This is a genomic window from Natronosalvus rutilus (assembly GCF_024204665.1).
GTDB classification, from domain to species: Archaea; Halobacteriota; Halobacteria; order Halobacteriales; family Natrialbaceae; genus Natronosalvus; species Natronosalvus rutilus.
Window position 1 is genome coordinate 1,968,852 of record NZ_CP100355.1, and the last position, 20,894, is coordinate 1,989,745.

The following is a 20,894-nucleotide window of genomic DNA, read 5'->3' on the forward strand; positions in this document are numbered from 1 at the left end:
GGCAGGCTGTTGGACCGGCGGGGTCGTCCAACCCTCGAGTCGTCGATACCCCGCTGACGACCCTCGAGTTCAAGTACCAGTCCGCGGCCAGAGGGTGGTGATGCACTCCCGTTCGCGTATCCGAGTCGTCCGTCGGGTCGTTGCTCGCCCCTCTCGACGGCCGATCCAGCAACACCGATCGAGGTGGCACGATGGGGCATTGAGCGCTCGTCGCCTACCGTCGCCCCGACCGACTCTACGACCTCCGGTACAGCCACTGGGGCGGCGACGAACTCAGCGTCCTCGAATCCCTCCCCGTCGACACGCCACTCGCAGGCGGGCGAATCGACTCCGACCTGCTCGCCGACTCCGTCGCCCTGGACAGCGTCCTCACCGACTACCTCGATCCCTGTGGATACGAGGCGCTGATTCTGGTTTCACCCGAGTACGAGATTCGCGCCTACCGCGTCTGCTGGCTTGAGTGGGGTGACGGCCGAGAACAGGGCCGGGGCGCACTCGTCGCCGTCGAACCGGGCGAGCGCGACCTTGCCGTCCGGACCTGGTTTCGCGCCACGAAGACCGCCCTCGCCGACGTCGTCGAGATGGGCGTCCTCTCGCGGCGGGCCGCCCAGTCGTACCTCGAGGCCCGAATCGCCGAGGACGAGAACGGCTACTTCTACACGTACGGAGACGCCGCCGACGTCGATGTGGACGACGGACCGACGGATGCGTTCGACGCGTTTCTCGGTAGCGAGGGGCTCGAGTGAGTGTCTCGAGCGAACGACTCGGAACGTGCGAACCGCACAACTCGAAAAACTGAATGCGATTTACGCTTCGACGTAGTCGAACCACTCCTCGTACTCGTCGGTCCGGCGCTCGACGACGTCGAAGAACGTCTGCTGGATCTCCTCGGTGATCGGCCCGCGGGTTCCCTCGCCGATCGTAACGTTGTCGACGCGCTTGATCGGCGTCACCTCAGCGGCAGAGCCGGTGAAGAAGAGTTCGTCGGCCGTGTTGAGTTCGCCTCGCGAGATGGAGACGGTGTCGTGGACGGTGTAGCCCAGGTCGCGGGCGATCCGGATGACCGCGTTGCGGGTGATGCCGTCGAGGATCGACTCGGAGAGGCCGGGCGTGAAGATTTCGCCGTCCCGCACGAGGAAGATGTTCTCGCCGGGGCCCTCCGCGACGTTGCCCTCCTTGTTGAGGACGATGGCTTCGGCGAACCCGTTTCGGCGGGCCTCCTCGCCGGCCAGCAGGCTGTTGACGTACAGGCCAGTGGTCTTCGCATTCGTCGGAATCTGGCTCGAGGCGTGCTTGCGCCAGGAGGAGACTTTGACGTCGATGCCGTTCTCGATGGCGTCCTCACCGAGGTAGGCGCCCCAGGGCCAGACGGCGATGGTCGTCTTCGTCGGACAGTCCTGGGGGCTGACGCCGAGACTCTTGTAGCCGTAGTAGACGAGTGGACGGATGTAACACGACGAGAGATCCTGGCGGCGGATGAGTTCCTTCGTGGCTTCCGTCAGTTCCTCGTGGGAGTGGCCGATTTCCATCTCGTAGGGCTTGCAGGACTGGAAGAGGCGGTCGACGTGTTCCTCCCAGCGAAAGAGCGCGGGCCCGTTCTCGGTGTCGTAACAGCGCGCCCCCTCGAAGACGCCGGTCCCATAGTGGAGTCCGTGCGTGAGGACGTGGGTCTGTGCGTCCTCCCAGTCGACGAACTCGCCGTCCATCCAGATCGTGTCGACGTCCATCTCGTCAAATCCCATACCCAGGGGGACGAAGCCCTTCGTAATGAACGTTGGCGATTGCTCGTGCGCCGTTCTCGAGTGTGGGTCGATTACACTCGAGTAACTCACACGTGTGACGGCCATCCGAGCGTCTCCCTCGCCGCCTCCGGCACCGTTTTGACCCTCTCGAGCGAGCGTCCGGTATGGACACCGCACTCGTCATCGGCGGCACGCGATTCATCGGCCGCCACCTCGTCGACGACCTCCTCGCACACGACTACGACGTCACCCTCTTCAACCGCGGGAACCACGACGACCCCTTCGCCGAGGACGACCGGGTCGACCACGTTCAGGGGGACCGAACGAACGACTCGGCGCTCGAGGCCGCCGCGGCGGACGTCGATCCGGACGCGGTCTTCGACTGCGTGGCCTACTACCCACGGGACGTGCGCGCGGCCACCGAGATCTTCGCCGACGTCGACGCCTACGTCTACATCTCGAGCGGGGACGCCTACGGCCGCGAGGAGATTCCGAAGCGGGAGGACGAGACGCCGATGCGACCCTGCAGCCCCGACCAGGCGACCGACGAGTCGGACGACACGTATGGCAATCGCAAGGCCGAGGGCGACCGCGCGGTCGTCGCCGCGGCCGACCGGGGGGTGAACACCATGTCCGTCCGGCCCTGCATCGTGTACGGCCCCCACGATTACACCGAGCGACTGGACTTCTGGCTCGACCGCGTCCTGGAGTACGACCGCGTGATCGTCCCCGGCGACGGCACCAACGTCTGGCACCGCGCCTACGTCGAGGACGTCGCCAGCGCCCTCCGGATCGTCGCCGAGCGGGGTGAGCCGGGCGAGTTCTACAACGTCGGCGACCGCCGGATCGTCACGCTCGAGGAGATGGTCGATCTGATCGCCGACACCGCAGATAGGGACGTCGAGGTCGTCCACGCCGGCCCGCGCGAACTCGAGGCCGGCGGCCTCTCGACGGACGACTACGTCCTCTACCGCGACTACCCGCACGTCCTCTCGACCGCGAAACTCGCCGCCCTCGGCTGGGAGTCGACCCCACTCGAGGAGGCGATGGCGCGGACGCTCGAGGAACACGAGGCGAGCGACCGGGACGGGAGCGAGTACGATCCCGGACGGGACGCCGAAGAACGGGTGCTTGGGATTCTCGATACGCTCTAAACGGGGACCGGGTCAGCGAACGAGCCAATGGCGGTTAGCCGTCTCGCTCGAGCCGTTCCCGCCGTCGTTCGAACTCGTCGTCGGAGAGGTCGCCGCGGGCGTATCGCTCGCGAAGAACCGAGAGCGATCGGTCGTCACTGCCGTTCGTTCCGCGGTCGACCATCGAGTAGACGAGGAAGAGGGGGATGGCGATCAGGGCGCCCATCCAGAGAAGCCCCCAGAGACCCATTGCTCCACCGAAGAGCCCCCATCCGTCTCCCATCATTCCACCCCAGGTGCTCTCGCCGCCGTGGGCGGCGACCGACTCGGTCGCTCCGACGAACAATGGGATCGCGAGCATCGCTGTTTGGCGACCAGTACGTCCGACGGTTTCGATTCGTGGTGTCATGTTGTATTCACTTGTTTTGGTAGTTGCGGGGATCGGATCTGACGGTTAGCACCCGTTCCCCTGGCCGTGTACCTGTCCGTCGTCGTGGGTACCGGCCATGTGCTGGTTCATATCGTCGATACTACCGCTTGCGTGTGAGTCCATGCCAGTTCCATGCGTGCCGGTTTCGTGCATGCCAGCTCCGTGTGATCCCGCGTGGTCGCCATCGCCGTTCACGTGACCGATCATCCAGGCGATCCAATCGGCTCCATCGGTTTCTGTAGCCGTGTCGTTTCCAGCTGTGTCGTTGCCATGTGCGCCGACCAGCGGCACGGCGACTGCGAGTCCGACGACTGCAATCGCGACGAGTAGCCAGCGTCCGAGCGTGGTAGATATCATGGTCGATCTCCTCAGTTACTCGTAGACCGGACCAGGGGTTATCGACGAGGGTGTGAACACACGCAGGAGAACGTCCGAGAACGTTTATGGTGCGATCTAATCGTTTCTTGCGAACGAGATCGTTCGTACGTGCCGAATTTGGCCATCGAACGGCTACCGAGACGCTGACCGGAGCTGATCGCTGACAACTACGTTCGGGAGCACCTCTCGAGTCACTCTCACCCTCACCCGCAATCTGGCTGCCTGGGAACCGTCGCTGAACGGGTTGGACAGCGGCGTCGATAAACGACGTTCAGCCGGGGCGATTCGGCTCCTGACCCAGGTCGTCGCTGGGATAAATGCGATAGGTTCGGCCTTGCCGTTCCCGATACAACAGCCCCCGTTTCTCGAGGGCGTTCACGGTCTGGCTCACCTTGCTCTTCGAGAAGTTCGATCGGTCACGCAGTTCGATTTGCGTGATACCAGGGGATTCGAGTACCGGGGCGAGCACCCGCCGCTCGTCCTCCGGGAGGAGGTCCAGCACGCGGGCTCGAGGCGCTGATTCCGCGTTACCTGCCGTATTCGCGGTGTTCGGCTGTACGTTCGCGTTCGGCGGGTCTTCGACCGTCGAGGCGGCAGGCTCCGTCGTATTCGTCGGGAACCGAGCGCTGGTTTCGGCGGGCGACTGACTCTCGCGGACGACGAGATAGAGGCCACCGACGGCGACCGAGACGAAGAGCGCCCCGAGCAGCGGCCACAGCGCCCCCAATCCAGAGGGGGACCCCATCATCGATCCCATCATCTGACCGTGAACGCGCTGTTGCTGGTAGAGTTGCCAGCTCAGCGCGCCACCGACGACGAGAACGGCGGCGAGGGCGAGTCCGACTACGAGGTCGACGCGGCGTCGATCCATCAGGCCCACCTCGAGTCGTCACGGTACTCGCTCATGGGTACTCGTTAGCGAGGCTCCCTGGTACCAGTTTTGATTCGGTCGCGCATCACTGCCTGGATGGGGACAGTCGGCAACTGCGACCGAGTAGAGCCGGTCGGCGAATCAGACGGGTGCCGGTGGCCCGCGGACACCACCGACCAGAGAAGGAAACAGCGTCTGGTTCGCGGGGGAGGGCGCTGTCCGTCTCGAGTTCGCCGGTCACGATCACCCGCCGACCGGACGTAGACTCTTCACACGTGACAGCGTATACTGACCTATCGCATGGACGACCACAGAGACACCTCCGACGAGGGCGAGTCCGAAAGCGACCACCGCGGTCACGAGCCCTCTGCGGGCCACCGGCGGTCTGGTGAGGATGACCATTCGGACTCCCACGATCACTCGGACGACCAATTAGAGGGCGACCGAGTAGAACAGTCCATGCTCGAGGATGAAGCCGAAGACGCCGACGAGGCGAGACGCGAGGTCGGCGAGCGAGACGAACACGGTACGGGTCACGGGGATGCTGACCGACACGGCGAGCACGGCGATGACGGTGGTCACGACGATCACCAGGACGGCCACGGGGGCGGCGGCCACGACCACGGCGGCATGCACGAGGGCCACGAGCAAATGTTCCGCCGGCGATTCTTCGTCTCGACGCTGCTTTCGATCCCCGTTCTCCTGTACAGCGAGACCCTGCAATCGTGGCTCGGCTTCTCGGTTCCGGCGTTTCCCGGAAGCGAGTGGATCAATCCCGTATTCGCAGTGATCGTCTTCGCCTACGGTGGCGTTCCCTTCCTTCGAATGGCCGTGCCCGAACTCGAGGACCGATCGCCAGGGATGATGACGCTCATCTCGATGGCGATTACCGTCGCGTTCGTCTACAGCCTGGCGAGCGTCGTCTTCCCCACCCAGTCGGCGTTCTTCTGGGAACTGGTGACGCTGATCGACATCATGTTGCTCGGTCACTGGATCGAGATGCGATCGGTTCGTCGCGCCTCGAGCGCGCTCGACGAGTTAGCGAAACTGCTCCCGGACACCGCAGAGCGCATCACCGAGGACGGTGACACTGAGGAGGTCCCCGTCAGCGACCTGTCGGAGGGCGACCTCGTACTCGTCCGTCCCGGGGCGAACGTCCCCGCCGACGGCGTCGTCGAGGGGGGCGACTCGGACGTGAACGAGTCGATGATCACCGGCGAGTCGAAACCGGTTTCGAAGGACCCGGGCGACGAGGTGATTGGCGGCACGATCAACGGCGACGGGAGCCTTCGCGTTCGGATCAGCGCGACGGGCGAGGAGACGACCCTGGCGGGGATCATGCGTCTCGTGGAGGAAGCCCAGCAGAGCGAGTCTCGAACACAGATGCTCGCCGACAGGGCAGCGGGCTGGTTGTTCTACGTCGCTCTCGCTTCAGCCGCAGTGACCGCCGTCGCCTGGACCGCCGCCATGCAGTTCAACGCCACGGTCATCGAGCGCGTGGTGACCGTCCTGGTGATCGCCTGTCCGCACGCCCTCGGACTCGCCATTCCACTCGTCGTCGCGATCAACACGTCCCTCGCCGCGCGCAATGGGATGTTAATCCGGGACCGAATCGCCATGGAACGAGCGCGGGACCTGGATACCATCGTCTTCGACAAGACGGGGACGCTCACGGCGGGCGAACAGGGCGTCGTCGACGTCGCGACAGTCGACCGCGTGGACGAGGACGAGGCGCTCGCGCTGGCCGCCGCCGTCGAGAGCGATTCCGAGCACATGATCGCCCAGGCAATGCGCGAGGCCGCGGCCGACCGCGGTCTGAAGCCACCGAACGTCTCGGACTTCGAAGCGCTCAAGGGTCGCGGGGTGCGCGCAACCGTCGACGGCGGCGCGCTCTACGTCGGCGGACCGAACCTCTTGTCCTACCTCGAGGCCGAAGTCCCCCCGGAACTGGCGGAGTTCGCGGATCGGTCCGGAGAAAACGCACGAACGGTCGTCTACCTCGTTCGCGAGGGCAAGCGTGACGGCGACTCGAGCGCCCAGGCGAACACAGTGGTAGGTGCCGATCAGGAGCCAGGTATCGACCAGGCAAGACCAATCGCCGCCTTCGCCCTCGCGGACGTGATCCGCGAGGAGAGCTACCGGGTCGTCGACGCGCTCCACGACCTCGGCATCGAGGTGGCGATGCTGACCGGCGACAGCGAGGACGTCGCCGTGGCCGTCGCAGACGAACTCGGCATTGAGACGGTCTTCGCCGAGGTGCTGCCCGAGGACAAGGACGAGAAGGTGACCGAACTGCAGGACCAGGACAAACTGGTGGCGATGGTCGGCGACGGCGTCAACGACGCCCCGGCTCTGACCCGCGCCGACGTCGGGATCGCGATCGGATCGGGAACCGACGTCGCCGTCCAGTCGGCGGACATCGTTCTCGTGCAGAATAACCCGATGGACGTAGCCCGACTCGTCAAACTGAGCCGCGCGAGTTACCGGAAGATGCAGGAGAACCTCGTCTGGGCGGCGGGGTACAACGTCTTCGCGATTCCGCTCGCGGCCGGCGTTCTCGCGCCGATTGGGATCCTCCTCTCCCCTGCCATCGGCGCCCTGCTCATGTCGCTCAGCACCGTGATCGTCGCGATTAACGCGCAGTTACTCCGGCGAGTGGATCTTTCGATTCCGCAGTTGTCCGGTTTGTCCCCGCCGCAAAAAGCACAACCCACGAGATGAGTCTAGCCGGTCTCGTCCGACGTACCATCGAGAGACAATTCGAACGCTCTCCTCGAGGTCCCTCGCCTCGAGAGGCTGGCACCGCTCGATCGACGGGAACGCCTTTATATCGTTCCCCTCCTCCTCTCACCTATGTTCGAGAAGTCGACGTGGATCCGCCTCCCGCGGAACGTCGTCGTCGGCCACGACGTCCTCGCCGAGACCGTGAGCGTCGTCGACGACCTTCACCTCGAGGGGCGGCCGCTGCTCGTCACGAGCCCAACGCCGCGGAAACTCGCGGCCGAACCGATCGCCGCCGACTTCGAGGAGCGCGGTATCGAACCCGCCATCGTCACCGTCGAGGAGGCGAGTTTCGAGGCCGTAGAGTCGGTCATCGACGCTGCCGAGGAGGTGGATGCCTCGTACCTGATCGGCGTCGGCGGCGGGAAGGCCATCGACATCGCCAAGATGGCCACCGACCACCTCGACACCGGCTTCCTCTCGGTGCCGACGGCCGCGAGTCACGACGGCATCGTCAGCAACCGCGGCTCGGTCCCGGACGGCAACACGCGCCACAGCGTCGCCGCCGAACCGCCGCTCGCCGTGGTCGCCGACACCGGGATTCTGGCGAACGCACCCTGGGAACTGACGACCGCGGGCTGTGCCGACATCATCTCCAACTACACCGCGGTGATGGACTGGCGACTCGCCCACCGACTCAAGAACGTCGAGTACTCCGAGTATGCGGCCGCCCTCGCGGAGATGACCGCCGAAATTCTGGTGGGTAACGCCGACATGATCCGCCCCGGCCTCGAGGAGTCCGCCTGGATCGTCACCAAGGCGCTCATGTCCTCGGGGGTGGCGATGTCCATCGCGAGTTCCTCCCGGCCGGCCAGCGGCGCCGAGCACCTCTTCTCCCACCAGCTGGATCGCCTCGCGCCCGGCGCAGCCCTCCACGGCCACCAGGTCGGCGTCGGGTCGATCATGACGGCCTACCTGCACGAGGGCGAGTCGGGCATCTGGACGGAGATTCGAGACGCGCTGGCGAGCATCGACGCGCCGACCACGGCCGCCGATCTCGGCATCGACGACGAAACCGTGATCGAGGCGCTGACGACCTGTCACGCCATCCGCGACCGGTACACGATTCTGGGCGACGGGATGGACGAGCGGGCCGCTCGAGAGGTTGCGGTGAAGACGGGCGTTATCGGCTGAATTGATGTCGCCGGCTGAACGTACATCACCCGTCGACGCGAACCAGCCCGACGCCGGTGGCCGACACGTACGTCGCGCCGATTCCCCCGAGACCGACGTGTACCCAGTAGGTACACAGCCGGTAGAGCAGCGCAGCGGCCGTCGCAACGTCGCCCGAGATGGCGGTTGTCGCGACCAGTAGCCCGGCCAGGAACACCTCGACACCGCCCATCCCGCCCGGGAGCGGGACCACGGCTGCCACCGTCGACAGCGGCACACAGAGAAGCGCAACCGCGAACGGGGCGTCGACGCCGAGGGCGACTAGCGAGAGGAACAGAGCGAGGGCGTTGAAGATCCAGCTCGCCAGCGCGACCGTCACCGCCCCCATCAGGACCGACCGATCCGCCGCGATGTCGTCGATCGTCGAGAGGAACCCACGGACGCGGGTTCGAACGGCAGCGCGCTCGACACCGGGCACTCTGGCCAGCGCCCCCTCGAGCCGAGCGGTAATCTCGAACAGGATCGGCCGCGCGACGCCGCCGCGGGTGACTGAGACGACCGAGGCGGCGACGAGAACGGCTGCGAACAGCGCCCCCAGGAGGCCGGTCCTCAGACGGTTCGACGGGAGCGACCCGGCGGTCACGCTCGAGGAGACGTCGATGGAGCCGTTCGCAATTACCCCGACGAGTCCAACGACGGCTACGACGACGGACGTGAGGAAGACGAGTACCTCGGCCACGCTGACGACAGCGGCGTTGTCCTCGAACGGCGACTCGGACGATCCCGCGAGCAGGTACGCGGTCACGGCGACGCCGACGGACTGTCCCCACGGCACGACGCTCCGGGAGAAGTACCCTGCCAGGAACGCGCCGACGAACGCGGTTCCGTCGGCCGATCCCTCGATCGGATCGAGCAGTCGGTAAACGATCAGGGCGCGGAGCGCGAGCATCGTCGCTCCGGCGACCGCACCACCGGTGACGAGAATCGGATTAGCACGACGGATACTCGAGACCACGGCCTCCCAGCCGGCACTGTATACCAGTATCCCCGTGATCAGGAGTGCGACGGCGAAGCCGGCGACCACCCGTAATCGGCGCATCTGCCGGGAGCAACGACACTCGTTGACTTGAACGTACTGTCGGGGAACGGAACGTTCACTGTTCGGTATTCGGCGCGACCGTCTTGGCCAGTGGACCGCAATCAGACGTGCTCCTCGAGGAACTCGGCGATCGCCGAGTAGGCCTCGATCCGGTTCTCGAGCTTGCTGAAGCCGTGGCCCTCGTCCTCGAAGATGAGCTTTCGGACGGGGACGCCCTGCTCGCGGGCCTCCTCGACGATCTGTTCGGCCTCGCCGACGGGCACGCGGGGGTCGTTCTCGCCGTGGAGGACGAACAGCGGCGCCTCGATGGCGTCGACGGTGTTGATCGGGGAGATCGACTCGAGGAACTCGCGATCCTCGGCCAGCGAGCCGTACTCGGCCTCGCGGAGCTTCCGGCGCCAGTCACCCGTGTTCTCGAGGAAGGTGACGAAGTTGGCGATGCCGACGACGTCGACCCCGGCGGCCCAGAGCTCCGGATACTCGGTGATCGAGGCCAGTACCATGAACCCGCCGTAGGAGCCGCCCATGGCGACGACGCGGTCGGGGTCGATCGCTTCGTGGCCGACTAGCCACTCGACGCAAGCCGCGACGTCGGCGACGGAGTCCATCCGCTTTTCGACGTCGTCCAGGCTGGCGTACTCGCTCCCGTACCCCGAAGAGCCCCGGACGTTGGGTTCGAAGTAGGCGTACCCCCGGTTCAGGAAGTACTGCTTGACGCTCGAGAACGAGGGCCGGCGCTGGCTCTCGGGACCGCCGTGGATGTCGACGATGACGGGGTAGCCGTCGGCGGCGGTTCCGTTCCCATCCCTTACGTCCTCGAGCGACTCCGCCGACCCCGCCGGGAGCGTCAGGAATCCGGGCACCTCGAGGCCGTCGAAGCTCTCGACGTGAGCGAGTTCCGAGGACCGGAAGGTCTCGGGCGGGATGCCTGCCGTGGGGGCGAGCGTCCACTGCTCGCTCTCGCCGGATTCGACGTCGACGACGAAGACGTTCGCGTTGACCGCGTCGCCGGTCGTCGAGCAGGCGAAGACTTCGGCGTCCGGGCCGAAGCTCACGCCGCCCGAGAGCCCGCCCGGCAGGTCGGGTTCGGGGAACGTCTCGAACGCCGTCGGGTCGCCGGCCGCGAGTTCGCCCGCGGTGAGCTCTGTGTAGCCCTCGACGTTTCTCGAGTAGACGAATCGGCCGGTCTCGTCGTCCAGGGCGAGGCCGTCGACGTTCCATCTATCTCCCTCGACCATCGTTTCGATCTTGAGGGTCTCGAGGTCGAGGTAGGCGAGCACGAGCGTGTCGGTCTCCTCGTCGGTCACGAGGTAGAGTCCCTCGCCATCGGGTGCCCAGGAGGCGTTCTGGTAGCGGACGTCCCCTTCGTGGGGCGTGAGGTGGGCCATCGCTCCAGTCTCGACCTCGAGGCTGTAGAGGTCCTGGTCGAAGTTCGAGTAGGCTTGCGAGACCAACAGTCGGGAATCGTCGGGACTCCAGCCGCCGACCGTGAGCCAGCCGTCGCCCTCGGCGACGAGCTCGGCGTCATCGCCGATGTCCGCTCGGTTCTGGACGTACACGTCGAAGACGCTCTCCTCGCGGCGGTTCGAGGTGAATGCGAATCGTTCGCCGTCGTGGCTCCAGCCGCCCCAGCGGTGTTTCGCCGCAGGCATCCCGGTCAGGTTCGTGATCTCGCCCGTCTCGGCGTCGAGTCGGTACAGTTGCGCGCGCTCGTTGCCGCCCTCGTCCATACCGAACGCCAGCTCCGGGCGTTCGGGCGACCAGGAGGCAAAGGTCACCCGCTCGTCGTAGAACGTTCGCTGTTCGGGCCACGCCTGTGCCTCCTCGAGCGTCCAGACCTGGGGCGTCCCGGTGGTGTTCATCAGAAATGCCAGTCGGTCGCCCGCCGGGCCGAGGGAGGCGCCGTAGGCGCTTCGAATATTGAGATAGCGCTCGATGTCGTACGTTCCCATGGCTCACCAGTCTCGATTCGAAATGGTAACGGTTTCGACTCGGTCCCTCGAGTGCCAGGACTGACCTGCGTGCTCGGTCCCATCCAGTCCCGGCATTGTGTCCTCGACGAAACCGGTCAGTCGATGCTTTCCAGGACGAAGGGCACTCAAGCTGGGCCATCGTTGCTCGACCCTATGGGGATAAATTCGTATTACCGGGTCCACGACTGTTCGCTCGCGGTTCCGGTGTTTTAGTGCTGAACGGGGAGAGTCGAACAGCGTCCGTCGATATGGGTGAAACAGCGAGGTTAGAAACCGTTACTCGCACTCGAGATGTGGTGAGACGGCAACCGTCGCTGGCGGCGGTGTTCACCCGTTTCTGTGAATCGATGAGGGCGTGAAATCGTCGTCAAGCAACGACGTCGTTCCCGACGAGTGGGGTCCGTCGCTCCGCTGGCTACACAGCGGTTGCAGGGCTCGGGCCGTGAATTAACGGCTGTAACGGTCGCGGTCCCTTTTGAGAGCGTGTGTTCATCCGAGGTTAGGGGTTAAGAATGAGAGACAACGAATTGCTGAGCGGATCAACCGAAGGGCTGTCGATTGGATATGAGTACGACGACGATACGCGATCGCCGGTCATCGGCGCCGATCCGACGATCAGGGCGGGGTCGATTATCTACGATGACGTCGTGATCGGCGACCGATTCAGCACCGGTCACTACGCGCTGATTCGCGAGCGAACCCGAATTGGCGACGACGTACTCGTCGGGACGAACGCGACTATAGACGGGACGTCGACCGTCGGTTCGAACGTGAGCATGCAGACCGGCGTCTACGTACCTGCGGAGACTACCATCGGAGACCACGTTTTTCTCGGTCCGAACGCCGTCCTGACGAACGATCCCTATCCACTCCGTCGGGAGGGCGACCTCGAGGGCCCGACTCTCGAGGATCACGTCTCGATCGGGGCGAACGCGACCGTCCTCCCCGGCGTGACCGTCGGGCGAGGCTCGTTCGTCGCCGCGGGTGCGGTCGTCTCGGCGGACGTCCCCGAGGAGACGCTGGCCGTCGGCGTGCCGGCGAGACACGAACCACTTCCGCCGTCGCTTCGAGGGGGGAACGCTGCATGATCGCCGTCGTCGCGTTCGCCAGGGAGGTGAGCGTCGCGTATGCAAACTGAACGACGGATAGACGTCGGCGTAATCGGCGTCGGCTCGATGGGGAGACAGCACGCGCGCGTCTACGCCGGGCTGCCGGAAGCGAATCTGGTCGGCGTCTTCGACGTGGACGACGAACGCGCCGCTCGCGTCGCCGGCGAACACGGCGCGGCTGCGATGGACCTGGAGTCGCTCCTCGCGTCGGTCGACGCCGCCTCGATCGCCGTCCCGACAGTGCATCACTACGACGTCGCCGTGCAGTGTCTGGAGGCGGACGTCGCGATGCTCATCGAGAAACCCCTCGTCACGAATCTCGAGGAGGGGCGACGGCTCCGTTCGAGAACGAACCGCGCCGACGTGCCGGTACAGGTCGGTCACGTCGAACGGTTCAACCCGGCCGTGGTGACGCTCCGCAAGATCGTCGAGGATCTCTCGATCATCAGTATACACACAGAACGGCTCGGGCCACCGCCGAACCGGCGAATCGACGACAGCGCCGTCCTCGACCTGATGATCCACGATATCGACGTCGTGCTCTCGTTGCTTGACGAGTCGCCGACGAGCGTCAAGAGCACCGGCGTAAACGACAATCGCCACGCGTCGGCGTTGCTCGAGTTCGACTCCGGGATCATGGCGTCGCTCACCGCCAGTCGACTCACCCAGCGGAAAGTCCGTCGCCTCACCGTGACCGCCAGGGAGTGTCTCGTCGAACTCGATTACATCGCTCAATCAATCGCGATTCACCGCAACTCGATTCCCAAGTACGCTGAACGCGACGGCAACGTTCGATTCCAGCACGAGAGCGTCGTCGAACGGCCGCAGGTGCCGAACGAGGAACCGCTGCGGAACGAACTCGAGGCGTTCGTCCAGGCCGTCGCGTCGAACGAGACGCCGACCGTGACCATCGACGACGGACTGGCCGCGCTCGAGTTGACCCACCAGATCGAAGCCCAGGCCATGGGCGACCGATCTGACCTCGGAGTGAGGGTGGCAGATGACTGATCGACGATCGATCGCCGAGGGTGACGGACTCGAGGTCGCCGACACTGACAGATTTGAGGCCACTGATACCGACGGCGGGTCGGTCGATGGGGCCGGCGGACTTGAGGTCACCGAGGCCGACGACGGAACAGTCGGCCGTGCAGACGACCGTGACTCGTCGACGGAATCCACAGCGGCCAGCACCCGACCGTACGGAACCGGCCGCTCGAGCGAACGACTGCGTCGGGCGTTCGTCTCGGGGTCGGTCCCGGTGGCCGTCTACGGACTCGGAAAGATGGGACTCCCCCTCGCCGCAGTGTTCGCCGAGACGACCGACAATGTCCTCGGCGTCGATATCGACCCCAACGTCGTGGCAACGATTCAGGCCGGAGACTGTCACGTCAAACGGGAACCCGGCCTGGACGAGCTGGTTGCCGAACGAGTGTCCGCCGGCGCGCTCGAGGCGACGACGAACCCCCGCGAGGCTGCGAGGCGATGCTCGGTTCACGTCGTCATCGTGCCGACGCCGATCACGGACGAGCGAGCGCCCGACCTCTCGATCCTCGACGCCGCGATCGAGGCGATCGGCACCGGACTGGACCCGGGCGACCTGGTGCTCGTCGAGTGTACCGTTCCACCCCGGACGACCAGCGATCGGGTACTTCCGGCGCTCGAGGCGACGTCGGGACTCTCCCGTGGGTCGTTCGGCGTGGCCTTTTGCCCCGAACGGACGTCCTCGGGACGGGCCCTCGAGGACATCCGCGGTGCGTACCCGAAGGTCGTCGGAGGCGTCGACGCGGAGAGCACCGCGGCCGCGCGAGCGATCTACGAAACCATCAACGACGAGGGCGTGATTACGGTCTCCGACGCGACCACCGCCGAGTGCGTCAAGGTCTTCGAGGGACTGTACCGCGACGTCAACATTGCGCTCGCGAACGAACTCGCGACGTTCACCGACGAGTTTGGAATCGACGTCCGCGAGGCAATCGACGTCGCGAACACCCAGCCCTACTGTGACATCCACGAACCGGGACCCGGTGTCGGTGGCCACTGCATCCCGTTCTACCCGTACTTCGTGATCGCTCCGTTCGAGACCGACGCCCCGTTGCTCGAGACCGCTCGAGCGGTCAACGACTCGATGCCGGCGTTCACGGTCGCAAAACTGCGCGACGGCCTCGAGGCCGAGGGGACGGCGCTGTCGGACGCGACGGTACTGGTGCTCGGACTCACCTATCGACCTGGTGTCGAAGAGATCAGGGCCTCGCCGTCGATCGACATCGCCGCCGAACTCGCTTCGGCCGGCGCGACGGTCTACGGCGTCGATCCGATGCTCGAGTCGGACGACCTCGAAGCGTTCGATCTCGAGGCGATTTCGCTCGAGGCGGCGTGTGACCTCCCGATCGACGGCGTGATTCTCGTCACACCGCACGAGGAGTTCGACGAGATTCGGTGGGCTGACCTGGGAACGGACCGTGAAGACGAACCCAGTGCTCATAGAGACCACCGTCCGGTCGTCGTCGACGGTCGCGGAACCGTCGCTGGCCCGATCGGTTCGCGGGTATACGAAATCGGTGGCGGGGTTCGCGAAGAGCAGGGGTGGGATTCGTGAGCAATACCGCGAACGCGAGCACTGCTTTCACTCCATCTGCCAACCGGATCTGCGTCGTCGGACTCGGCTACGTCGGACTCCCGCTCGCGTGCGAGTTCGACAGCGTCGGCTACGACGTCCGCGGCTACGACGTCGATACGGACAAAATTCGAACGCTCGAGCGTGGAATCGATCCGACGGGCGACGTCAGCGATCGATCGATCGCCGAGAGCTCGATACAGTTTACGACCGACCCGAGCGTGATATCGACGGCCGACTACGTCGTCGTCGCGGTGCCGACCCCGGTCGACGAACTCGAGAAGCCTGACCTCAGCCTGGTCGAACGGGCAGGGGAGACGGTCGGCGAACACCTCACCGAGGGGACGACCGTCGTCCTCGAGTCGACGGTGTATCCGGGGGCGACTCGCGAGATCTTCGTTCCGGCACTCGAGCGGGGCTCGAGTATGACGGCGGGCGAGGAATTCGGGGTCGGCTATTCGCCCGAACGAATCGTCCCGGGTGACGACGACCACGGTCTGCGCCACGTCGTCAAGATCGTGAGCGGATTGACTGAAGGGTCGCGGGCGAATCTCGTCGACCTCTACGGATCGATCGTCAACGCGGGCGTCCACGAGGCGCCGACGATCGAAACCGCCGAAGCCGCGAAGTGCGTCGAGAATACGCAGCGCGACGTTAACATCGCGCTGGTGAACGAACTCGCGGTGGCGTGTACGCACCTTGGGATCGACACACAGGCCGTGCTCGACGCGGCGAAGACGAAGTGGAACTTTCACGACTACCGACCCGGCCTCGTCGGCGGCCACTGTATTCCGGTCGATCCGTTCTACCTCGTCTACGAGAGCGAACGAAACGGGTTCAAGCTCGAACTCGTTCAAACCGCGCGCGAGATCAACGACTACGTTCCAACCCACGTCGGAGAGATGACTGTAAAGACCCTGAACGACGCCGAGAACGTACTCAAGCACAGTACCGTCTTGATCCTCGGATTGACCTACAAGCCGAACGTGGCGGACCTCAGGTCGTCGATCGGCGGTGTGATCGACTATCTCCGCGAGTACGGCATCTCGGTCGTCGGGTACGACCCGTACGCGGCCGACGCCGAGATCCGAGAGCGCTTCGGTATCGACGTCGTTCCCGAACCGTCCGGGGATGGGATCGATGCCGTCGTGATCGGAACGCCCCACGACGCCTTCGACGAACTCGATGTCGGAGGGCTACTCGCCGAGATGAACGAGAATCCCGTCCTCGTCGACGTCGACGGGATGTTCGAGGATCGGGTGGGCGAACACGATTGTCGCTACTGGAGGTTGTAATGTACCGGGATCACTCCGTCGCCGCCGTCGTTCCGGCGTACAACGAGGAACGATTCATCGGCGACGTCGTCAGAGAGATGCCTCCGTTCGTCGACCGACTGTACGTCGTGAACGACTGTTCCACGGACAGTACGTGGGAGGCAATTCTCGAGGCGGCGCAGACGGACGCACGCCGCCGGATCGATCGGGAGGGGGCGGTTGCGGACCGGGTCGAACGAATTCGACCCGACGGTGGAGAGAACCCCGCGCTTGCAGCGAGAGCAACCGTTCACGAGCCGATCGGTCGCGTCGTACCGATCGATCACCGTGAGAATCGCGGTGCCGGCGGCGCGATCAAGACCGGCTATCTGGCGGCGCGGGCCGGACGACTCGACATCGTCGTCACCGTCGACGGCGACGGTCAGATGGATCTCGACGCGATGCCGAAGCTCCTCGATCCGATCGTCGACGGAGTCGCGGACTACGCGAAGGGGAATCGACTGCTCGCACCCGATCACCAGCGATCGATGCCGCGGTTCCGACTGTTCGGCAACGCACTTCTCTCGTTACTGACGAAAATCGCATCGGGATACTGGAAGCTGAGCGACCCCCAGAACGGTTACACCGCCATCTCGAGGGACGCACTGGAGGCGGTCGACCTCGAGTCGATGTACGAGTACTACGGCTACTGCAACGACCTCCTCGTGAAGCTGAACGCCAGAAGTACCCGTGTCGCCGATGTTTCGATTCCCGCGGTCTACGGCGACGAGAAGTCGAGCATCGTCTACTCGACGTACGTCCGGAATGTCTCGGGAATGCTCCTTCGGAACTTCCTCTGGCGGCTCGAAACTCGGTACCTGCGGTTCGACTTCCACCCGGTCGTCCTATTCTACCTCTTCGGTGCTGGCGCGTCCGCGCTCGGATCACTCGGCGTGCTCTGGTCGTTCCTCTCCCGCGGCCGATCCGGAGAATCGCTGTTCGTTCGCGTCCTCGCGAGCACCCAGCTGTTTCTCGTCGGCTGGTTGTTCCTGCTGTTCGCGATGGTGTTCGACATGCAGGAAAACGAAGACCGTGAGGTGGTGATTCACGAATGACGGCGACCGTCCTGTTCGACGTCGGCCATCCGGCACACGTTCACCTGTTCAAACACGCTATTCGAGAACTCGAGGATCTCGGCCACGACACGCACGTGTTCTCCCGGGAAAAGGACCTCACGGTCACGCTCCTCGACCGGTACGGGATCGACCACACTCTGCTCTCACGGAAGCGATCGAGCGTGGCCGGACTGTTTCTCGAACTCCTCGAGCGCGAGATTCGAACCCTCCGGGCTATGCGGCGAGTCGATCCGGACGTAGTCGTCAGTTCACCGATGCCGCCGGCCGCCCACGCCGCACGAGTTACCGGGACGCCGATGATCGTCTTCGACGACAGCGAGGTCGCCACGTTGCAGGCACGGCTGACGCATCCGTTCGCGACCAAAATCTGTACGCCGGTAAACTACGGTCGTGACCTCGGTGCGAAACAGGAGCGGTACGCGGGGTATCACGAACTCGCGTACCTCCATCCGAATCGGTTTGAACCAGATCCCGACCGACTCAGAGCCGTCGGCGTCGATCCGCACGAGCACTACTCGGTCTGTCGATTCGTCTCCTGGAGTGCCAACCACGACACCGGCAATCGCGGGTTCTCCCCCGAGGGAAAACGCGAACTGCTTTCGATCCTCTCCGAGGAGGGACGGACGTACGTCACCAGCGAGGATCCGCTTTCGCCGGAGTTCGAGCCCTATCGTCTCCCTGTCCCGCCGGAGTTGATTCACGATCTGCTCTACTACGCCGATCTCTACGTCGGCGACTCCCAGACGATGGCGACGGAGGCGGCCATCTTGGGGACGCCGGCGATCCGATCGAACTCGTTCGTCGGCGATGACGACATGAGCAACTTCGTGGAACTCGAGTCCACGTACGGCCTCCTCTCCTCTCTATCCGACGAACGGGAGACGCTGGCGCTCGCTCGCGACCTCTCGACCGATCCCGACGCCAAAGCGCGTTGGAGGCAAAAGCGACGGCGACTCCTCGACGACAAGATCGACGTCACTGCCTATCTCCTCGACACTATCCTCAAGACGGCGGGCGAACCGCGTCGGAAACCTGGGATCGATCTCGAGACGGAGGCTGGTCGATGAAGGTACTCACCGTCGTCGGTGCTCGTCCACAGTTCGTGAAGGCGTCGGCCGTTTCGCGTGCGCTGAACGCGGCCGGCCACAACGAGCAACTCGTTCACACCGGTCAACACTACGACGCGGAACTCTCGGACGTCTTCTTCAAGGAACTCGAGATTCCCGACCCCGCCTTCGAACTGGGGGTCGGTTCGGCATCTCACGGCGCACAGACGGCGGCGATGATCGACGGCCTCGAACCAGTCGTTGCCGAGGTCGAACCGGACGTAATCGTCCTCTATGGTGACACGAACTCGACGCTCGCCGGAGCGATCGTCGGTTCGAAGGTCGATGCGACGGTCGCTCACGTCGAGGCCGGTCTGCGGAGTTTCACCGATATGCCCGAGGAAGTGAACCGACGACTGACGGATCACGCGGCTGACCTGCTGTTCGCGCCGACGGCGGGAGCGGTTACGAACCTCGCCGCCGAAGGCCTCGAAGAGGGCGTCTACCGGAGCGGCGACGTTATGTACGACGTGCTCTTGCGGGTCGTCGACCGCTCTACTGGGTGGTCGAAAATCCTCGAGCGACTCGAGGTGACGCCTGGAAACTACGTCCTGGCGACCGTCCACCGCGAGCGAAACACGGACGATCCGTCCCGACTGCGATCGATCGTCGACGCTCTCTCGACGTCGTCGCTGCCGGTCGTATTCCCGGCACACCCCCGAACGATCGACCGACTCGAGCGCAACGATCTCCTCGAGCGAGCGAGACGCGAACTGCACCTCACCGAGCCGGTTGGATACCTCGATTTCGTCCAGTTACTCGACGCCGCCGACCGCGTCGTGACCGACTCGGGCGGCGTCCAGAAGGAAGCGTTCTTCCTCGATACCCCCTGTGTCACGCTCCGGGAGGAGACCGAGTGGGCCGAGACGCTCGAGTGTGGCTGGAACGAACTCGTCGGCACGGATCGACGAGCGATCGAACGTGCCCTGGAACGGGAACGCTCCCTCGAGGACAAGCCCTCGCCGTACGGCGACGGGCGAGCGGCCGAATCCATCGTCGAGGTGCTCGAGCGTGCTCGATGACCACGCGTTCGCGGTCTGTCTCACCCACGACGTCGACCGTCCGTACAAAACGTACCAGGCGCCGTACTACGCTCTCGTGAACCGCGACCTGTCGCAACTGCGGTCGCTGTTCTCGAGGGAGCGACCGTACTGGCAGTTTGAGGAGATAATGGCTCTCGAGGACGACCTCGGCGTCAGGTCGACGTTCTTCTTTCTGAACGAGCAGAGCCTGTTCCGCGACAAATCGCCGCGAGAGTGGCTGCGGCCGGCCAACTGGAAACTCTTCGTGGGCCGATACGAGATTACGGATCCGGCGATCGTCGACGTAATTCGCGAGCTCGATGCCGGCGGGTGGGAAGTCGGATTGCACGGTTCTTACGAGTCTCCTGACGATCCGGTTCGGTTGAGAGAGGAGAAGTCGCAGTTGGAACGAGTCCTGGGTCACGAAATCACCGGTGGGAGGCAGCACTATCTCCGACTGGCCCGGCCGGATACGTGGGAGATTCACCGAGAACTCGGGTTACGGTACGACGCCAGTCTCGGTTCGACAGACGAGGTCGGCTTTCGCCACGGGTACGGTCTTTTGCGCCCCTTCGACGACGAGTTCGCGGTCTTCCCGCTCACCGCGATGGAAGTCGCGCTTCTGGGGCCGGAAACGGACCTCGAGTCGGCCCGGGAACGAGGCTACGACCTGTTCCGTGAGGCCGAGCGAAACGACGCCGTCGCCACGTTGCTATGGCACCCGAGATTTTTCAACGAGGACGAATTCAGTGGGTATCGCCAGTTGTACGTCGACCTCGTCGAGTACGCCCAGGAGCGCAACGCCTGGGTCGGCTCCTGTGCGGAGTTTCTCCGGCGCGTCGACGGATCGAGAGAATTGGAGCGAAAGCCAGTTCGAGAGCGCCCGTAGCCTCCAGATGCGGCGTACTAATGACATTCAAATATACCACAAGGCCGTCGATCTGATCGGGTTCTACGTGAACGCTCTGATCCGTACGGTCCCGGATGCGGTGGCATTCGCCAATCTCGAGGGAACGGTATACGCCCACTATGAGATGATCGACTATTCTTGAACCTGCGGTTACTGTTGGTGACCGCAAAAATCGTTAAATCGCTATCAACCCACGATGAGCCGTTCTGACCGGTATCGGCCGT

General features: G+C 64.6%; 17 protein-coding genes and 1 pseudogene. 12 read left to right on the forward strand and 6 right to left on the reverse strand.

All coding sequences use genetic code 11. From position 1 onward, the window contains the following. The first annotated feature begins 191 nt into the window (after positions 1-191). Positions 192-746 (forward strand): annotated as a pseudogene (locus tag NGM29_RS09540) (DUF6735 family protein). A gap of 60 nt (positions 747-806) precedes the next feature. Here the strand turns inward: NGM29_RS09540 and NGM29_RS09545 are convergent. After that, the gene (locus tag NGM29_RS09545; RefSeq protein ID WP_254155780.1) at positions 807-1,742 is read right to left on the reverse strand and encodes a branched-chain amino acid transaminase; all 936 of its coding nucleotides are present in this window, start codon (positions 1,740-1,742) and stop codon (positions 807-809) included. A gap of 164 nt (positions 1,743-1,906) precedes the next feature. Here NGM29_RS09545 and NGM29_RS09550 point away from each other — a divergent pair, with 164 nt between their 5' ends. After that, positions 1,907-2,896, forward strand: coding sequence for an NAD-dependent epimerase/dehydratase family protein (locus NGM29_RS09550; RefSeq protein WP_254155782.1), 990 nt, complete (start codon positions 1,907-1,909; stop codon positions 2,894-2,896). A gap of 34 nt (positions 2,897-2,930) precedes the next feature. On the opposite strand, the gene NGM29_RS09555 is transcribed toward NGM29_RS09550, so the two are convergent. From NGM29_RS09555 to NGM29_RS09565, 3 genes are all read right to left on the reverse strand, one after another. Beyond that, the gene (locus NGM29_RS09555; RefSeq protein WP_254155784.1) at positions 2,931-3,284 is read right to left on the reverse strand and encodes an SHOCT domain-containing protein; all 354 of its coding nucleotides are present in this window, start codon (positions 3,282-3,284) and stop codon (positions 2,931-2,933) included. 45 nt (positions 3,285-3,329) lie between these two features. Beyond that, a complete protein-coding gene (locus NGM29_RS09560) occupies positions 3,330-3,662 on the reverse strand; it encodes a hypothetical protein (RefSeq protein ID WP_254155786.1) in 333 nt (110 codons plus the stop codon). A 292-nt stretch (positions 3,663-3,954) separates the two neighbouring features. Then, positions 3,955-4,554, reverse strand: coding sequence for a helix-turn-helix transcriptional regulator (locus NGM29_RS09565; protein WP_254155789.1), 600 nt, complete (start codon positions 4,552-4,554; stop codon positions 3,955-3,957). Positions 4,555-4,854: 300 nt separating this feature from the next. Between NGM29_RS09565 and NGM29_RS09570 the strand changes: the two genes are divergently transcribed. Together NGM29_RS09570 and NGM29_RS09575 are read left to right on the forward strand one after the other, a co-directional pair. Next, a complete protein-coding gene (locus tag NGM29_RS09570; RefSeq protein ID WP_254155790.1) occupies positions 4,855-7,275 on the forward strand; it encodes a heavy metal translocating P-type ATPase in 2,421 nt (806 codons plus the stop codon). Positions 7,276-7,407: 132 nt separating this feature from the next. Beyond that, positions 7,408-8,469, forward strand: a complete 1,062-nt coding sequence (locus NGM29_RS09575) for an NAD(P)-dependent glycerol-1-phosphate dehydrogenase (RefSeq protein ID WP_254155791.1) — start codon at positions 7,408-7,410, stop codon at positions 8,467-8,469. Positions 8,470-8,494: 25 nt separating this feature from the next. Here the strand turns inward: NGM29_RS09575 and NGM29_RS09580 are convergent, their stop codons facing one another. Then, entirely contained in the window at positions 8,495-9,547 is a 1,053-nt protein-coding gene (locus NGM29_RS09580; protein WP_254155792.1) for a flippase-like domain-containing protein, read from the reverse strand. Between the two features lie 101 nt (positions 9,548-9,648). After that, positions 9,649-11,499, reverse strand: a complete 1,851-nt coding sequence (locus tag NGM29_RS09585; protein WP_254155794.1) for a S9 family peptidase — start codon at positions 11,497-11,499, stop codon at positions 9,649-9,651. A gap of 533 nt (positions 11,500-12,032) precedes the next feature. Between NGM29_RS09585 and NGM29_RS09590 the strand changes: the two genes are divergently transcribed. The 8 genes from NGM29_RS09590 to NGM29_RS09625 are packed head-to-tail and all read left to right on the forward strand — an operon-like array spanning position 12,033 to position 20,649. Beyond that, entirely contained in the window at positions 12,033-12,608 is a 576-nt protein-coding gene (locus NGM29_RS09590) for an acyltransferase (protein ID WP_254155796.1), read from the forward strand. A 39-nt stretch (positions 12,609-12,647) separates the two neighbouring features. Continuing rightward, positions 12,648-13,637: a Gfo/Idh/MocA family protein gene (locus NGM29_RS09595; protein ID WP_254155798.1), complete on the forward strand. Its 990-nt coding sequence runs from the start codon at positions 12,648-12,650 to the stop codon at positions 13,635-13,637. Next, on the forward strand, positions 13,630-15,225 hold the full coding sequence (locus NGM29_RS09600; RefSeq protein WP_254155801.1) for a nucleotide sugar dehydrogenase: 1,596 nt from the start codon (positions 13,630-13,632) through the stop codon (positions 15,223-15,225). The genes NGM29_RS09595 and NGM29_RS09600 overlap by 8 nt, the downstream gene beginning before the upstream one ends. Beyond that, on the forward strand, positions 15,222-16,538 hold the full coding sequence (locus NGM29_RS09605; RefSeq protein WP_254155803.1) for a nucleotide sugar dehydrogenase: 1,317 nt from the start codon (positions 15,222-15,224) through the stop codon (positions 16,536-16,538). The genes NGM29_RS09600 and NGM29_RS09605 overlap by 4 nt, the downstream gene beginning before the upstream one ends. Beyond that, positions 16,538-17,611 (forward strand): glycosyltransferase family 2 protein, encoded by a 1,074-nt coding sequence (locus NGM29_RS09610; RefSeq protein WP_254155805.1) that lies wholly within the window; start codon positions 16,538-16,540, stop codon positions 17,609-17,611. The genes NGM29_RS09605 and NGM29_RS09610 overlap by 1 nt, the downstream gene beginning before the upstream one ends. Beyond that, positions 17,608-18,699, forward strand: coding sequence for a DUF354 domain-containing protein (locus tag NGM29_RS09615; RefSeq protein WP_254155807.1), 1,092 nt, complete (start codon positions 17,608-17,610; stop codon positions 18,697-18,699). Before NGM29_RS09610 ends, NGM29_RS09615 begins: the two co-directional genes overlap by 4 nt. Further along, on the forward strand, positions 18,696-19,760 hold the full coding sequence (gene wecB / locus NGM29_RS09620) for a non-hydrolyzing UDP-N-acetylglucosamine 2-epimerase (RefSeq protein ID WP_254155809.1): 1,065 nt from the start codon (positions 18,696-18,698) through the stop codon (positions 19,758-19,760). The genes NGM29_RS09615 and wecB overlap by 4 nt, the downstream gene beginning before the upstream one ends. Further along, positions 19,750-20,649, forward strand: a complete 900-nt coding sequence (locus NGM29_RS09625; RefSeq protein ID WP_254155811.1) for a polysaccharide deacetylase family protein — start codon at positions 19,750-19,752, stop codon at positions 20,647-20,649. The genes wecB and NGM29_RS09625 overlap by 11 nt, the downstream gene beginning before the upstream one ends. The last annotated feature ends 245 nt before the right edge of the window (positions 20,650-20,894 follow it).

Coding starts and splice junctions, on each gene's coding strand:
- NGM29_RS09545 (WP_254155780.1), bottom strand. CDS start 1,742: ATGGGATTTGACGAGATGGACGTCGACACGATCTGGATGGACGGCGAG.
- NGM29_RS09550 (WP_254155782.1), top strand. CDS start 1,907: ATGGACACCGCACTCGTCATCGGCGGCACGCGATTCATCGGCCGCCAC.
- NGM29_RS09555 (WP_254155784.1), bottom strand. CDS start 3,284: ATGACACCACGAATCGAAACCGTCGGACGTACTGGTCGCCAAACAGCG.
- NGM29_RS09560 (WP_254155786.1), bottom strand. CDS start 3,662: ATGATATCTACCACGCTCGGACGCTGGCTACTCGTCGCGATTGCAGTC.
- NGM29_RS09565 (WP_254155789.1), bottom strand. CDS start 4,554: ATGGATCGACGCCGCGTCGACCTCGTAGTCGGACTCGCCCTCGCCGCC.
- NGM29_RS09570 (WP_254155790.1), top strand. CDS start 4,855: ATGGACGACCACAGAGACACCTCCGACGAGGGCGAGTCCGAAAGCGAC.
- NGM29_RS09575 (WP_254155791.1), top strand. CDS start 7,408: ATGTTCGAGAAGTCGACGTGGATCCGCCTCCCGCGGAACGTCGTCGTC.
- NGM29_RS09580 (WP_254155792.1), bottom strand. CDS start 9,547: ATGCGCCGATTACGGGTGGTCGCCGGCTTCGCCGTCGCACTCCTGATC.
- NGM29_RS09585 (WP_254155794.1), bottom strand. CDS start 11,499: ATGGGAACGTACGACATCGAGCGCTATCTCAATATTCGAAGCGCCTAC.
- NGM29_RS09590 (WP_254155796.1), top strand. CDS start 12,033: ATGAGAGACAACGAATTGCTGAGCGGATCAACCGAAGGGCTGTCGATT.
- NGM29_RS09595 (WP_254155798.1), top strand. CDS start 12,648: ATGCAAACTGAACGACGGATAGACGTCGGCGTAATCGGCGTCGGCTCG.
- NGM29_RS09600 (WP_254155801.1), top strand. CDS start 13,630: ATGACTGATCGACGATCGATCGCCGAGGGTGACGGACTCGAGGTCGCC.
- NGM29_RS09610 (WP_254155805.1), top strand. CDS start 16,538: ATGTACCGGGATCACTCCGTCGCCGCCGTCGTTCCGGCGTACAACGAG.
- NGM29_RS09615 (WP_254155807.1), top strand. CDS start 17,608: ATGACGGCGACCGTCCTGTTCGACGTCGGCCATCCGGCACACGTTCAC.
- wecB (WP_254155809.1), top strand. CDS start 18,696: ATGAAGGTACTCACCGTCGTCGGTGCTCGTCCACAGTTCGTGAAGGCG.